Origin of the sequence: Marinomonas gallaica (assembly GCF_049821165.1) — a bacterium.
GTDB classification, from domain to species: domain Bacteria; phylum Pseudomonadota; class Gammaproteobacteria; order Pseudomonadales; family Marinomonadaceae; genus Marinomonas; species Marinomonas gallaica.
Genome location: NZ_CP187511.1, coordinates 1,607,061 through 1,622,500, shown reverse-complemented (window position 1 = coordinate 1,622,500; position 15,440 = coordinate 1,607,061). Strand labels below are relative to the sequence as shown.

Below are 15,440 nucleotides of genomic sequence, written 5' to 3'. Positions count from 1 at the left end.
AAAATAGTTTGAATTTATCCGTATCACACTTCTGTACGTCAGCAAACGTTGTCACTCGCTCTTGATCAGTAAAAAACAAACCAAACATACCACCAACACTCACGGTCACTAATGGAACATTTAACTCATCCGCCGCGGCTTTGATACCGTCCATTAGTTTAGTCGTTTTGCTTTCTAATTCTGCATGGAAAGATGGTTCACTGATTTTATTTAATACGGCAAGGCCAGCAACCATAGCAACAGGGTTTCCAGATAAGGTACCAGCTTGATATACCGGACCAAGCGGTGAGATCTGCTCCATAATTTCACGCTTGCCGCCAAAAGCTCCCACGGGCATACCCGCGCCAATGACTTTACCTAATGTTGTAAGGTCAGGCGTGACCTTGAATTTTTCTTGAGCACCGCCTAATGCAACGCGAAACCCTGTCATCACCTCATCAAAGATCAGAACAGCACCAGATGCGTCACACACTTCACGTAATGTTTCCAAGAAACCCGATACAGGGGGAATACAGTTCATATTGCCAGCCACAGGCTCAACAATAATACAGGCTATTTGGTCGCCGATTTCAGCGAAACATGATTTCACTTCTTCAATATCATTGTATTGCAGTGTAATAGTATGTTTTGCAAGATCTGCTGGTACACCAGGAGAGTTTGGGACCCCTAACGTCAAAGCACCCGATCCAGCTTTTACAAGCAAAGAATCAGAGTGACCATGATAACAGCCTTCAAATTTTACGATTTTATCTCGTCCAGTATAGCCACGAGACAAACGAATCGCACTCATCGTTGCTTCGGTACCAGAGTTGACCATACGGACCATGTCCATAGAAGGTACAAGTTCGCACACTTTGTCCGCCATGGTAATTTCAACTTCGGTTGGAGCACCAAAGCTTAAACCGTAATCAAGCTGCTTGCGTACAGCATTAATAACATCAGGGTGTGAATGACCTAAGATCATTGGTCCCCATGAGCCAACATAATCAATATAACGTTGACCATCTTCATCGTAGACGTAAGCACCGTCTCCTTTTTGAAAAAAGATTGGTGAGCCCCCTACCCCATTAAATGCTCGAACTGGTGAGTTTACACCACCAGGAATGTGTTTTTGGGCGCGAGAATATAAATCTTCTGAACGACTCATAATAGGATCCAACTATAAACTAAACATTAAAACGGTCTAACAACGACGAGAATGACAACGCCGATGAGAACTAAAACTGGAAATTCGTTAAACCATCGATAAAAAACATGGCTACGAGTATTTTGATTGTTAGCAAATTTCTTCAACAACCTGCCACAAGCATGGTGGTAGCCTAACAACATCGCAACCAGCAACATCTTGGCGTGAAACCAGCCAGAACTAAAGTAGTACTCAGAATTGTAAGAAACAATCCAAAAACCGAATACCACCGTTGCGATTGCAGAAGGTGTCATAATGCCACGATAGAGCTTTCTCTCCATAATTTTGAAGCGCTCAATACTTTCTTGATCTTTGGCGTCAGCATGATAAACAAACAACCTTGGCAAATAAAACAAGGCCGCAAACCAACAGACGACAGCGATTATATGAAAAGCTTTAACCCAAAGCATAATTATCCCTTTAACAACATTTGATCTAATTGCTGCGATGTTACCAACCACAGCTCTTGCTGCTGAACAAAACTCACTAACACTTGATGTTGCTTATGACGATGCAACCAGCTTAGCAGCTCAGCTAACGACAGGGAGGAATCCACAACGCTCACAGGTGTGCCGGGTAACGCACGTAAAACATCCATCGCTTGTCGATTTCCTTCAACCATCAACCAAGGTTGAGGGCCTAAATCGAGCTCTTTAAGTTTTCCAACCATTTCAGACACGGAAACAATGAAATGGTGTCCACTTTTTTCGATCGAGACATAGTCTATCATACCCGAAGCTAAATCACGGACCCGCTCAAGATGAAGCAATTCAGGAAAACTATTCACTTTACTCGCGACACTGCGGACATCACGTTGGCGTAACACTCTCTGAACGGGACTCCATTCAGACACCATACCTAGGGAATGTAAACGCTCCACGAAAATAGAATCCTGATTAAACAACAACCGCACCGCGGTACAAGACACGACAATCACTAAAATAGCGGGAGCAATCGTGACTGATGTATGCGTCATTTCCACCATAGCAACAATCGCCGTCAACGGTGCTTGAAACACCGTTGCCATCATCCCAGCCATGCCTAATAAAACAAATAAAGCGAGCTCTGCTGCTAGCGGAATTTGCGTGTCGAACCAAAATGAAACTTGGGCACCAAGCATACCGCCAATCACAAACGTAGGACCAACCATACCACCTGGTATACCGAGCCCGATTGAAACGGAGGTCAGCAGTACCTTTGCCAAAGCCAATCCTAATAAAGACACAAATAAAATGTCGCCCTGCAATAAACTGTTCAACGTGTCATAGCCGCCGCCTAACACTTGAGGCAAATACAAACCAACCAAACCGGTCAAAACACCCACCGTCATAAAGCGAGCGGCAAGAGGAACACTTCCTAAACGCCACAATGCTCTTTGGACTTGATAAAATAACGTTGAGGCAACCACGATGCACAGCGCTAAAGCCGCATAGGCAGCGAGCATATCAAGCTGATAAAGTGGCAAAAACACCGCCTCTAACTCAAACACCTCAATGCGCCCTAAAATTATCTGACTAATAGCTGTAGCAACAACCGAAGACAACAAAACGGGGAGCACCAAACGCAAGCGGTATTCATGAAAAATCACTTCGTAAGCAAACAAAACTCCAGCTAATGGCGTTTGAAAAGCCGCAGCAATAGCGCCAGCTACCCCACAGGCAACAAGCGTCTCCACGGCAATATAGGACAGTCGAAATCGCTGTGCCAAAATACTGCCAAATGTTGCACCTATATGCACTGCCGGCCCTTCTTTACCAATTGACAGCCCACCGAACAAACCAATAAACGCCCCTACGAACTGAATGAAAGCATTCATTAGTGGCAAATTGCCTTGGTGATAATTCAGACGCTCCACAACGTATGGAATACCCACTTTTAAAAACTTAGCGGGCACCAGTAACCAAATGATAGTTAAAGCCGCACAGGCAAGGACAGGTAAAATAAAACGAACCGTTGGGGATAACGCTTCATAGTTTTCACTATGGGAAGGTAAAACAGTAGAAGAAAGCCAGTACAGCAACTCAATCATGCCTGTCATCGCTAAGCTACTTAGCACACCACAGACCAACGCCAAGCCTGAGAGCATCAAAAGATCATCAGCAGCTAACTCTCGATTGCGCCAACGTGCGATGAAATCTAGTCCTTTCAGACTCGCCTCCTTATTATTTTATGATCAGTTCATTAATTGAAGCACCAAGATCAGAGAATTACAACGCCACTCCTGCACTACACATTGCACGCATCATTAAAGCCGATCAAGCCGAGTTGCTAAACACATATGCGTCATCACTTTATCAATATTTGGCCAGCCGTCCATTTCTAAACGAATATCATGTAAACGCTTCATGGACGTCACTTGAACCAACAACATCAAATCAATATCGCCACTGATTGAATGCGCCATTTTTATTTCAGGGACCTTTTCAATGTAAGGTTGCACTAGCTCACAAGAAAGCGGCCTAAACGTCAGCGCCAAGTAAGCCGAAATTAAATCCTCACCAGGCAAAGCAATGTGGGCATGATAACCCGTGATTTTGCCACCCTCTTCCATTCTTTTAATACGATCGGATACCGCGGTTCGTGACAAATTAACTTGTCTACTGATATCCGAAACAGATAAACGTGCATCCTGCACTAATAACGCAAGAATTTTTTCGTCATAGCGGTCTAACGTCATTAATTAGCCTATTTTTTATACACCGACAATTTGTAGGGGAAACCTGCACTTTGCTGCAAAATGGCGTCAGTTTGTGCGCAGATTTATCTGATCACTCATTTTATCCTTAACGCTATAAAATCAAAGCAATTTCAGCAGGACTTATCGTATGCAATACCAAAGGACACTTGGACCTCTTCAAGGCATGGCCATGACTGTAACAACATTTGTAGGAACAGGGTTAATGATTCTACCTGCCATGTCCGTTGCACAAGCTGGCAGTTTCGCTTTTTATGCATGGCTTATCACCGCCACCATTATCGTACCGGTTGCCTTTGTCTTTGCCTTTCTTGGTGGCCGCTTTCCTTCGGCGGGTGGTGCATCACATTACATAGGAAAGGTATTAGGGAAAAAAGCTGAACGAGCAGTCGGGTGGCTATTTTTGAGCATTTTGTTTGTGGGCCCTGCAGTGGCCATAAAAGTCGCAGCGGCGTATCTTGCAGTATTGCTCAATTTAACCGAGAGCTCTGTCTTTTTATTAAGTGTTATCACTTTAATAGGAATGCTCTTGTTTTCGATTGCTGGCATGAAAAACTCCGCCAACTTTCAAACCGGTGTGGTGGTGTGCTTAATCAGCACCGTACTAGCGTTATTTATACTAAGCGGAGCACCGTTTTCTTCAAACATTACCAACCGTCCTCAAAGCTGGCCAGAGTTAGAAACAACATTACTCGCAACTGGCACTATCTTTTGGTGTTTTCTTGGCATAGAAGTCATGGCTCATATGGGTGCAGAGTTTAAAAACCCAAGCCGAGACTTCCCCATCGCGCTGCTTGGCGGTATTGCACTGGTCGTTATGCTTTATCTCGCTACGGTACTAATGATTGCAGAATACAAAGTTTACGGAAATGAATTTACTAACAGCCAATCCTTAGCTCTCTTAGTCGGTTCACTGTTAGGCGAAGAAGCTCGCCGCTGGTTTGCACTGGGTGCCTACATTATCGCGTTCTCGAACGTAGGAACATATATCTTAGGTTTTGCTCGTATGGTGCAATCCATGGCAAGCCAACGTGCGATCCCGCAGTATTTTAATATTCTATCAAACAAAGGAACGCCTGTTAGAGCGGTCAGTCTAGTAGGTTTAGCTTGTTTACTCTCACTCTTATTAGTCGAGTTTTTTGGAACTCAAATGGAGTGGCTCATTGAAATGACGAATGGCGCTTTCTTATTGATCTATACACTTACCTGCATTACCGCAATCAAGTCCTTAGAATCACGCTTTCGCTGGGTAGCTGTATTAGCAACCTTTAGCTGTCTTATGATGATTGTCTTCATCGGACAAAACATGTTGTTTGCAGTCCTTGTTTTTGTATTAGCCTTCGCTTGGGAAAGCTTAAAAATTCAAAATCCTCCCATGCCGGAAGATAAAATTCATGTACAATAAGCCTATGAACATTCACCTCGGTTCGATTGAAACGAGATATTAGGAGAGAACACACATGCCACTACTAGACAGTTTTCGAGTAGATCACACACGTATGCAAGCTCCAGCGGTACGCGTTGCGAAAACAATGGAAACCCCTAAAGGCGACACAATCACAGTCTTCGATCTACGTTTTTGCATTCCCAACGCTGAGATCTTGTCTGAAAAAGGCATTCACACTCTTGAGCACTTATTTGCTGGTTTTATGCGTGACCACTTAAACGGTAATGGTGTAGAAATCATCGACCTATCACCAATGGGTTGCCGTACAGGTTTTTACATGAGCCTAATCGGTACGCCGGGCGAAGAAAAGGTAGCAGAGAGCTGGAAAGCAGCTATGCAAGATGTGATCGATGTTGCCGCGAAAGAAGACATTCCAGAGCTAAACGAATATCAGTGCGGCACTTACACGATGCACTCACTGGAAGAAGCAAAAGACATCGCGCGTAATATTCTTGATCGCGGCGTGTTGGTAAACAGTAACTCAGAACTTTACCTGAGCGAAGAGTTCCTAGCAGAACATTCTTAATCTGCTTACAGTATTAACACATCAAAAAAGAGAGCCAAATGGCTCTCTTTTTTCTACTACTTTCTATTTAAAGACTTTTCTAAACGTTACCCACGAGTTGCCGTCGCTAAGAAGGCACTGGCCGCAACAAAAATCCCACCCATACCACGGTTTAAATTTGCCAACCCCTTTGGACTACGGATAATGCGACGTAATTGACGTCCGCCGATAGCATAAAAGAAAGCAGCAATAAACTCTGTTGCTAAAAACGTCGCCCCGATAATAGTGAACTGAATAGCAACAGGCTCATTCAAATCCAATAATTGTGGGAAAATTGCAGTAAATATCAAAACCGCTTTAGGGTTACTGATGGCAACCATAAACTCTTGGCGCATACGCGAGAAATGAGAGCGTTGAACAATAACACCCTCCTCTTCCATAGAGCTTAAATTTTGTTTAGCAGCCATCCATGTTTTAACCCCAACATATAACAGATATACCACTCCTAACCACTTCACCACATTAAACCAAAACGATGACGAAACGATCACCGCTCCAAGACCTAATGCGGAAACCACCATTAAGATAGTGAACGCTACATTACGCCCAATGACGGCAATAACCGCGGCTGGTGCTCCGACACGAATACCATTATACATAGCCGTAAAGTTGTTTGGCCCTGGGCCAAAAGATAGTAGCAATAAGATCGGAGCAACCGTTAACCAAAACTGAAGTGCCATTCTAAGTCTTACCTCGCAATGAATGACTTAATATTCCAAAGCTCGAACCCAGAAATACCTTATTTATTAAGGATTCAAACCTTATATTCGAAGGCATATCACTGTTCTGAATTCTGCTATTGACCGTAAAATAGGCGGCAACTTTAACGATAAAAAACGAGTATGTCATGTCTATTTCGCACTTATTTTTATGGCTCACCGCCAGCATTTGGGGATTCGCATTTGTTGCGCAAAGTACGGCAATGGAAGTCATTGGTCCACATACTTTTAATGCGGTTCGCTTCCTTTTAGCGACACTTTCAATGATACCATTACTGTTCATTTTCAAGACGAAACAAGACTACGATCAAAAAGCTTTACTGAAAGGGAGTATCGCCGCAGGAAGCTTACTTTTCTGTGGTTTTACCTTTCAGCAAACCGGACTTTTGTATACCACAGCAGGTAACGCAGGCTTCATCACAAGCATGTATATCGTACTAGTCCCTTTAGTTGGGTTACTGTTTAAACATTCCGTTGACCGATTAACTTGGGGGGGCATTGCCGTCTCTTTAGTTGGCTTTTATGTCCTAACCATTGGGCCAAACCTCAGCATCAATAAAGGTGATGTACTAGAACTAGCGGGCACTTTATTCTGGACCTGCCATGTCTTGCTAATCAGCTACTTATCACGATCATTACCTGCACTGCCTTTATCCATTGCTCAGTTTGCCATCGCAACGATTTGGGCAAGCCTGACGGCATTCACATTAGAAGAACCTAGTCTTGCTGCAGTAGAGCTGGCTTGGTGGCCATTAGTGTATGCTGGTGTGGCTTCTTCAGGCATTGCCTTTACCCTTCAAACCTTAGGACAACGACAGGTAACACCTAGTACGACAGCTCTAATACTCTCAATGGAAGCCGTGTTTGCAGCCATCGGCGGCTGGTGGCTGATGGGAGAAGTGCTAAGCGATCGAGCTCTATTTGGCTGCGCACTCATTTTTACCGGTATGATCGTAAGCCAATGGCCACGTAAAGAAACCGCTATAGACGCTACTAGGGAAGCGAGCCGGTAACCTCTTCGATATTGAGCGGCATACCACGCTGAACGGGTTGAGAAAGAATCATCATCGTTTTCGTGTCGCTCAAGTCAATCAAACGTTCAAGCAAGATATCCAAGCGTGACATTGATGAGACCGCTACGCGTAAGATAAAAGCAGAAGGTCCAGTCACATTGTAACAATCTAAAATTTCTTCAAGGCCTACAACCAAGTCCTTAAACTCTCGCTCTTTGGTTCGGTACACTTCACACTCAACCAAAGCTGTAATAGGAATGCCCGCATTTTCTAGATTAATCTTGGCTTGATACCCAGTAATTACACCTTGCTCTTCCAACTTCTTAATACGCTCTGCCACCGCTGGTGCTGACAGGTGGACAAGCTTAGCAAGCTCTGAGTAACCTAAGCGGCCATTTGACTCAAGTGCTTTGAGTAATTTCCAATTAATCCTATCCATATCTATACCCATTAAGATAAAAACTGCTTTAGCTTAACGGGTAGCGTGATGAATTTCGACTTTTACAGGCTCTTGAACACAAAAACGGCCACACAAGGTGGCCGCATTATTAATAACAATTAATGATCGTTATTCGTCGATGCCTAGTTTGTCTTTCAAGGCTGCAACAGATTCGTTATACGATTCAGAGATGCTTTCCATTGTATCGTCATAAGTCTCTTTTGCTTCTTCCATAGCCTCATCAGTATCGGCTTCTTCTTTGGCTTCTTCATAAGCATCTTTAGCGTTTTCTACTTGCTCATCGTACTCATCATGTAGGTCTTCCATACCTTCATTGAAGCTGTCTTTGATGTCATTCCACTTATCTTCAGCGTTGTCTTCATTCATGTTTTTGTTGATCCAACACTCAGTTTTTGCTGTAGATAACTCCATTTGTGCACCGACAATGGCAGACCAATCGTTATCAGCCTTTGCTTTTTCCATCGCAACTTCCTGTTTTTCAATCATACTACAGCCGTCACCATCGTAATCTGCGTAAGCTACTGATGCTGTCATTGAAGCCGCTGCAATGGCTGCTGCTAATGTACCTTTTTTAGCGAATGTAAATGCGTTAGTTAAAGTTTTCATATGACCGTCCTTTTTTCATTTGCTTAAGTGATGACTAGATAATGGCAGTTATCAAAGAAAAAGAAAGAGGTGACAGTTCGGTTACGTTTTTGCTCCTAGTAAGCACTGAATGCAGGAGCGTATACTTATTTTTTCAGCATTTGTCAGCGGCAGGTAAAGAAGCATCACACATCAACGGGGAGTCGTACTTATTCTTCAGGCATAAAAAAACGCGCCGTAGCGCGTTTTTAAAACTGTATGATAGCTAGAGGCCTTACAGTGAAAGCGTTTTTTCACCTCGAGCGATACCCGATACACCAGTACGCACGACTTCAAGAATGTGCATACCACTCAGAGCATGCAAAAAGCCATCAAGCTTATCTGACTCGCCCACAATCTGAATAGTGTAAATCGATGGCGTCATATCAACGATGTTGCCACGGAAAATATCTACCGTACGTTTGACTTCAGCACGCTGTGCACCAGAAGCACGAACTTTTACAAGCATCATTTCACGTTCGATATGCTGACCTTCCGTTAAATCAACCAGCTTCACCACATCAATCAGCTTATTCAACTGTTTTGTGATTTGCTCAACCACTTGATCAGAGCCAAATGTTGTCAACGTTAAGCGAGACAACGTAGGGTCATCGGTCGGCGCCACGTTCAATGTTTCGATGTTGAAGTTACGTTGCGAGAACAAACCAACAACACGCGACAAAGCACCCGGCTCGTTTTCCATTAAAACTGAGATAATGTGTCGCATCTTAAGTTCGCTCCGTCTTGCTTAGGAACATATCGCGCATAGAGCCGCGTGGCACTTGCATTGGGTACACATGTTCCTCTGGGTCTACATAACAGTTGATGAATACAAGCTGATCTGTCATTGCGAACGCTTCTTCCATCTTCGCATCTAATTCGTCTTTGGTACGGATTTCTACGTACTTATGACGGTAGGCATCCATCAAAGTTTTGAATTCAGGAAGAGAATCCATGTAAGAGTTTGAATGACGACCTTCATAGTTCATATCCTGCCATTGGCGAACCATCCCCAATGAACCATTGTTCAAGCATAGAATCTTGACTGGAATACCGTATTGTAGACAAGTGGATAGCTCCTGAATGTTCATCTGGATGCTACCTTCGCCCGTTACACAAACAACAGTTTCTTCAGGGAAATTCATTTTAACGCCCATTGCTGCAGGCAAACCAAAGCCCATCGTGCCAAGACCGCCAGAGTTAATCCAACGGTACGGTTTTGAGAACTTATAGTATTGGGCGGTAAACATTTGGTGCTGACCCACATCTGATGCAACATAGGCATCACCATTGGTTGCGCGCCAGCAGGCTTCAACCGCGGCTTGAGGCTTGATCTTGTCACCAGCAGTGTCGTAACGACCACCATGCACCTGACGCCATTCATTGATCTGCTTCCACCAGCTTGCGATTGCATCTTGATTCGTTCGAGCTGGGGCATCATCAATCAGCCCCATCATTTCTTCTAGGACTTGAATTACAGGCCCAACAATCGGTACATCGGCACGAATCGTTTTAGAAATGGATGCAGGATCAATGTCTACATGGATAATTTTAGCGCTCGGGCAAAACTTATCTGGATCATTGGTAACACGATCATCAAAACGCGCACCGATAGCTAAAATCAAATCACTGTGATGCATCGCTTGGTTAGCTTCATAAGAGCCATGCATACCCAACATCCCCACGGACTGATCGTCAGTCGCAGAGTAACCACCTAGTCCCATCAAGGTATTCGTCACTGGGTAGCCAAGTTCTTTTGCAAGTTTAGTCAGCTGCTCAGAAGCACCACCCATAATGACACCGCCACCGGCGTAAATCATTGGGCGTTTAGCGGCTAACAATAAATCAACTGCTTTCTTAATTTGTCCACTGTGGCCTTTTGTAGGCGGCGTGTACGAACGCAGTGAAACAGACTCAGGGAAGCTGTATTCAAACTTCTCATTTGGCATTGTCATATCTTTAGGGATATCGACAACTACTGGGCCTGGGCGACCTGTGCTCGCAATATGGAAGGCTTTTTTCAGAATCAACGGAATCTCTGAAGGATGCTTAACTGAAAAACTATGCTTCACAATCGGACGAGACACACCGATCATATCCGTTTCTTGGAAGGCATCTTCACCAATCAAGTAACTCATTACCTGACCACAGATAACCACCATAGGGATGGAGTCCATGAAGGCTGTAGCAATACCTGTTACCGTATTGGTTGCACCAGGACCAGAGGTAACCAAAACAACCCCAGGTTTACCTGTCGCACGCGCATAACCGTCAGCCATGTGTGTAGCGGCTTGCTCGTGGCGGACAAGGACGTGTTTGACGTCCGATTGGCGGTGTAGCGCATCGTAAATGTGCAATGCTGCACCACCTGGATAACCATATATGTACTCAACTCCCTCATCTTTAAGGAAGCGGGCGATCATTTCACCACCGGATAATAACTCCACCTTGTTAACCTCTATAGTGTTCATCAATCTGCTACTTTAGGTATGACTATTGTAACCGCATACTAAGGTCAGATAAAAGTTGATAAAACGATGTTTGCAAAACAAATGAGATACCTGGAATTAAGGAACACTCAAACGCAATAAATCGCAGTTTTGACACTGCCCGCGTTTATATCGCGAGGAGAAGTATTGTAGGTAAAAATTCTACTCACAACACTTTGTGCAACGACTATACTTTAGTCGTATAGGAAGGGGCTGTTTGCCACCATCAGAAGAGATAGTCAGCGGGGTATTGCTGACATAGAAGAACATTGTCTCAAGCGCACCACTGCGTGTCAATGAAAACGCCTCAACAAACGCCATTCTTCTTGCTCTGACAGGGCTTTCATGGTGTCATACTTATATTATGAAATAAGGAGTTACCCCTATGGCTTCAGAATTAAACCAACAACGTATTATTGATGAATTTTTACGCTGTTTTCGCAAAATGCTAATGGAACCAGAGCTGTCTGCTGAATTAGTTCGCATTGCAAAAGAGCACATCAATGAGCCGAATGCTTATCAAGTGATTGCAGACGCAGTTTCAAGCCAAACCACAATAAAAATCCAAGAAGAACATACGGATGCGGATCGTATGTTTATCAATCTTCTAATTGACACCGTAAAAAGCGATAGCAACCTTTATTAAAAGGCCTTGCTGCTTTCATATCAGTAGGAGCTTTTAAGCTCCTACTTTCTTGAATGACCTTCATGTAGTGTTTATGCCCTCTTTTGACGAAGCCAGCCTCCAACACATTGCCAACAACATCAAAGCTTGGTCCAAAGAATTTGGCTTTAGTGACTGCCGTATTGTAAATCCAGAACTAGAACAATATCGTGAGGACTTTCACGCTTGGCTTGAGCAAGGCTATCATGGCGAAATGGATTACCTTGCCAATCATGATGATCTACGCTTTCAGCCAGCAAACCTTCATGCAGGCACTCAGCGCGTCATAAGTTTGAGCATGCCCTATCTACCTGAATCTGTGGAAACGGTAAAACGCCTGAAGACTCCTGAAAAAGCCTACATTGCTCGTTATGCACTAGGACGTGACTACCACAAGCTTATTCGCAAACGACTGACTCAGTTAGCAAAGCGTATTGAAGAAGAGATTGGTGATCATGGCTATCGCGCCTTTGTTGATAGTGCCCCTATTTTAGAGCGACAAATCGCTGAGCAAGCGGGCATGGGCTGGATTGGAAAGAACACTTTGTTACTGTCACCCAAAGCAGGCAGTTGGTTTTTATTAGGGGAGGTTTTTACAAACCTCCCCTTGCCCGTTGACCCGCCAACGCCACAACGACATTGCGGCAGTTGCAGTGCATGCTTGGATAAATGCCCAACCAATGCCTTTGTTAAACCATGGGTCTTGGACGCCAGTAAATGTATTTCCTACTTAACCATTGAATACGATGGCATCATCCCTGAAGAGCTGCGCGCCAAAATGGGCAATCGAATCTTTGGTTGCGATGACTGCCAATTAGTCTGCCCTTGGACAAAATTTGCCAAAAACACCCAAGAAGATGATTTTCAACCAAGACACAATTTAGACAGTGAGGACTTACTGACTTTATTTGAATGGGATGAAGATACCTTTTTAAGTAACACAGCGGGCTCTCCCATCAGAAGAACGGGGTATGAAAACTGGCGCCGAAACATCGCCGTCGCCCTAGGTAACGCGCCTTACTCCAAGGCAACAGTTGACGCCTTAGATCGTGCTAAGAAGAATGCTTCTGAGAAGCTTTTGGTTCATCTTGAATGGGCACTGGCTCAACATCAAACACCTCAATAAACTCACCTTCCATGAGTGAATCCGAGTCAAGTTGAGCATGACTTTCCTCAACATAAGCGATAATCACTCTATTGCGGCCACTGCCTTTGGCATCGTATAAAGCATCGTCAGCACGTTTCAATAGCTCAGGCCCCGTCTCGATCGAACTCAATTGGGCAACCCCTATACTCGTCGTCACCCGTATGGATTGCTCTTCAAAGTGAGCTTTTGCAAGTACAGCCCTTAAGGATTCAGCCTTTCGTTCGGCGCTGTACAAATCAAAGTATGGCAGCAGTACGGCAAACTCCTCTCCGCCCCATCGTGCAACAACCCCCTCTTCGCCCACTTCTTTCTGGATAACTTGGGCCGCGTGCTTTAACACTAGATCTCCAGTCTGATGACCAAAGCGATCGTTCACTTTTTTGAAGTCATCTAGATCCACTAACAAGAGAGACAGAGGCGTAACACGGCGACGTGCGAGCATGACATATTCGAGAAAAAGCACATCAAATCGAGTACGGTTATACACTTGAGTCAAGGCGTCCGTATTAGCGATCACTGAAAGCTGCTGGTTCAGATCGACAAGCTCTTGATTACGCTCCTCTAAAGCCGCTGTCTTAGCTTTAATGTGGTTTTCAAGAGACTTGTTAATGTTACTGAATTCTTCACGGGATTTGGCAAGCGATAAAATCACTCGATTAATACCGTCTAAGATCTGCCGATACTCTCCGAACTGCCCAGGAAAAGAGTGAGCTTGTAATGGGGTTGGTCGCTCTAAACACACTAAACTCAACTCACGCATAAAGCCCTCAAAACCAGAACGAACGCCGCGCTTAATGACGACGGCAAGAACGGCAAGCAACAAAACGAATTGCAGCAGTAAAATCCCCATCGCAGCAGGCAAGTTATTAACGACAACTTGATACAAAGGCCACTTAGGAAACGCTAAGGCGAGTGTGAAAGAAGAGTTTTGAATTGCTAGGAGTTGAAATAAGCTAGAGTCCGTCGCTTCAAGCTGCGCTTGATTTGGCCATGAGAAAACAATTGAGCCATCTTCGCCAAGCAGCGCAAAAGATTCAACTGACGCGAAGTCACGACTAAAGAACTGAGTTCCGAGTGTCAATGAAGCCAGTAGCTGGTCAATATTATCTGGTGTTTGTTCAATGACAGCTTCAACAGAAGAACGCAACTGTTGCACTACATGTTGACGGTTTTCTTGGTACTGTTGATAAGACCAAGTAATAAACACACATAATACAAAACCTGTAACCGCAAGATAGCAGGCGAGTACTTTAGTCAGTATGAATTGAACCGCACTTCTTTGAGGTAACACGCTAAACCCTTATGCCCATATTCAGAGTACAAAGTCCAACAACTAATAAAGACCCGCTTAAAGAAATCGCTTTACTTAGATAATTAATCGACAGAACTTAACACAAAGACCACAAAAGTTGATGCCGGATTACATTTTATTACAAAACGATGACTAACGAGTCAGTCGAATCAATCCTTCTTGCGCCGTAGAGGCCACTATCTCACCCTCCTTGTTAAAAATCTTCCCTCGCACAAATCCTCGGGCGCCTGAAGCAGATGGGCTATCCGCGACATATAATAACCAGTCATCTAATCGAAATGGACGATGGAACCAAATAGCATGATCAAGACTTGCAATGTTCAAATTCGGATTGCCAATAGAAATTCCGTGCGGCTGAAGTGCAGTCTCTAAAAAACCATAATCAGTGGTATAAGCCAGCATCGATTGATGTACTAATTCATTATCAGGCAAAGGTGAAATACTGCGAATCCACATATGTCGTGCCGGAAGTCCAGGACGCGGACGAAACGGATTTTGATTTTCCACAATGCGGTATTCGATCGGCCGTTCCGCGGTCAATAAGCTGCGAATTTTAGATGGAATCTCTTCCGCATGCTTCTGAAATAAACTGAGCTCTGATTTGAAATTCTCAGGACCAGGTACATGAGGCATAGGCTCTTGATGCGACAAGCCTTCTTCGTATTTCTGAAAAGAGGCAGTCATCACCAAAATGGTTTTTTGATTTTGGCTGGCGATCACTCGGCGAACACTGAAACTTCCACCATCTCTCACTGTCTCAACATCATAGTCAATAATTTGCTTCGCATCCCCTGGACGAATAAAGTAGCTGTGTAATGAATGCGGGGCTCGCCCTTCCGGAACGGTTTGCGCCGCTGCACTCAATGCCTGACCGACAACTTGTCCGCCAAAGACCTTAGGAAACCCTAAATCTTGACTCTTACCGACAAATTTAGTGTCAGAAACCCGATTCAAAGTGAGTATATCGATCAAATTATGTATAACACTACGCACTGCGATTCCCCTATTTCTATAGTGGTTCTAACTGCACTCAAATATTGCGTTATTTGAGCATAACGCAAGCCGCAGTCAATACAGAGAATTTTTGCCTCTGTAGATAAATTTTGCTTCTATTAGAAA

The 15,440-nt window shown here is 44.2% G+C and carries 16 protein-coding genes (1 of these 16 only partly in view); 5 read left to right on the top strand and 11 right to left on the bottom strand.

All coding sequences use genetic code 11. From position 1 onward, the window contains the following. From hemL to ACPUEK_RS07620, 4 genes are all read right to left on the bottom strand, one after another. Positions 1-1,147, bottom strand: the 5' portion of a protein-coding gene (hemL, locus tag ACPUEK_RS07635) for a glutamate-1-semialdehyde 2,1-aminomutase (protein WP_425642833.1). 137 nt of this gene lie to the left of the window's left edge; only the first 1,147 of its 1,284 coding nucleotides appear in the window; its start codon is at positions 1,145-1,147; its stop codon lies off the left edge, out of view. Positions 1,148-1,173: 26 nt separating this feature from the next. Continuing rightward, positions 1,174-1,596 (bottom strand): protoporphyrinogen oxidase HemJ, encoded by a 423-nt coding sequence (hemJ, locus tag ACPUEK_RS07630; protein WP_067030444.1) that lies wholly within the window; start codon positions 1,594-1,596, stop codon positions 1,174-1,176. Between the two features lie 2 nt (positions 1,597-1,598). Then, complete coding sequence (locus ACPUEK_RS07625) at positions 1,599-3,272, bottom strand: chloride channel protein (RefSeq protein WP_425642832.1); 1,674 nt, start codon at positions 3,270-3,272, stop codon at positions 1,599-1,601. Between the two features lie 159 nt (positions 3,273-3,431). After that, positions 3,432-3,863, bottom strand: a complete 432-nt coding sequence (locus ACPUEK_RS07620; protein ID WP_425642831.1) for an Lrp/AsnC family transcriptional regulator — start codon at positions 3,861-3,863, stop codon at positions 3,432-3,434. A 148-nt stretch (positions 3,864-4,011) separates the two neighbouring features. Between ACPUEK_RS07620 and yjeH the strand changes: the two genes are divergently transcribed. Both yjeH and luxS read left to right on the top strand, forming a co-directional pair. Further along, the gene (yjeH, locus tag ACPUEK_RS07615) at positions 4,012-5,286 is read left to right on the top strand and encodes an L-methionine/branched-chain amino acid transporter (protein WP_425642830.1); all 1,275 of its coding nucleotides are present in this window, start codon (positions 4,012-4,014) and stop codon (positions 5,284-5,286) included. A 55-nt stretch (positions 5,287-5,341) separates the two neighbouring features. Then, positions 5,342-5,854, top strand: coding sequence for an S-ribosylhomocysteine lyase (gene luxS / locus ACPUEK_RS07610; protein WP_067030460.1), 513 nt, complete (start codon positions 5,342-5,344; stop codon positions 5,852-5,854). An 86-nt stretch (positions 5,855-5,940) separates the two neighbouring features. Here the strand turns inward: luxS and ACPUEK_RS07605 are convergent, their stop codons facing one another. Further along, positions 5,941-6,573 (bottom strand): LysE family translocator, encoded by a 633-nt coding sequence (locus ACPUEK_RS07605; RefSeq protein ID WP_425642829.1) that lies wholly within the window; start codon positions 6,571-6,573, stop codon positions 5,941-5,943. Positions 6,574-6,740: 167 nt separating this feature from the next. Here ACPUEK_RS07605 and ACPUEK_RS07600 point away from each other — a divergent pair, with 167 nt between their 5' ends. After that, on the top strand, positions 6,741-7,625 hold the full coding sequence (locus ACPUEK_RS07600; protein WP_425642828.1) for a DMT family transporter: 885 nt from the start codon (positions 6,741-6,743) through the stop codon (positions 7,623-7,625). Here the strand turns inward: ACPUEK_RS07600 and ACPUEK_RS07595 are convergent. From ACPUEK_RS07595 to ACPUEK_RS07580, 4 genes are all read right to left on the bottom strand, one after another. Then, a complete protein-coding gene (locus ACPUEK_RS07595) occupies positions 7,606-8,064 on the bottom strand; it encodes an Lrp/AsnC family transcriptional regulator (RefSeq protein ID WP_067030469.1) in 459 nt (152 codons plus the stop codon). The genes ACPUEK_RS07600 and ACPUEK_RS07595 overlap by 20 nt on opposite strands. Before the next feature lie 129 nt (positions 8,065-8,193). Continuing rightward, entirely contained in the window at positions 8,194-8,691 is a 498-nt protein-coding gene (locus ACPUEK_RS07590; protein ID WP_417504716.1) for a hypothetical protein, read from the bottom strand. Between the two features lie 253 nt (positions 8,692-8,944). Further along, positions 8,945-9,436 (bottom strand): acetolactate synthase small subunit, encoded by a 492-nt coding sequence (gene ilvN, locus ACPUEK_RS07585; RefSeq protein WP_067030477.1) that lies wholly within the window; start codon positions 9,434-9,436, stop codon positions 8,945-8,947. A 1-nt stretch (position 9,437) separates the two neighbouring features. Beyond that, positions 9,438-11,156, bottom strand: a complete 1,719-nt coding sequence (locus tag ACPUEK_RS07580) for an acetolactate synthase 3 large subunit (protein ID WP_067223552.1) — start codon at positions 11,154-11,156, stop codon at positions 9,438-9,440. A gap of 427 nt (positions 11,157-11,583) precedes the next feature. On the opposite strand from ACPUEK_RS07580, the gene ACPUEK_RS07575 reads away from it, so the two are divergent. Further along, positions 11,584-11,844 carry a hypothetical protein gene (locus ACPUEK_RS07575; protein ID WP_067030483.1) on the top strand — a complete coding sequence of 87 codons (261 nt, stop codon included), beginning with the start codon at positions 11,584-11,586 and terminating at the stop codon, positions 11,842-11,844. A gap of 73 nt (positions 11,845-11,917) precedes the next feature. After that, positions 11,918-12,988, top strand: coding sequence for a tRNA epoxyqueuosine(34) reductase QueG (gene queG / locus ACPUEK_RS07570; RefSeq protein WP_067223584.1), 1,071 nt, complete (start codon positions 11,918-11,920; stop codon positions 12,986-12,988). Here the strand turns inward: queG and ACPUEK_RS07565 are convergent. After that, a complete protein-coding gene (locus ACPUEK_RS07565; RefSeq protein ID WP_425642827.1) occupies positions 12,915-14,300 on the bottom strand; it encodes a GGDEF domain-containing protein in 1,386 nt (461 codons plus the stop codon). The two genes, queG and ACPUEK_RS07565, sit on opposite strands and share 74 nt — an antisense overlap. Positions 14,301-14,453: 153 nt before the next feature. Beyond that, on the bottom strand, positions 14,454-15,314 hold the full coding sequence (locus ACPUEK_RS07560) for an acyl-CoA thioesterase domain-containing protein (RefSeq protein WP_425642826.1): 861 nt from the start codon (positions 15,312-15,314) through the stop codon (positions 14,454-14,456). Positions 15,315-15,440: the final 126 nt, after the last annotated feature.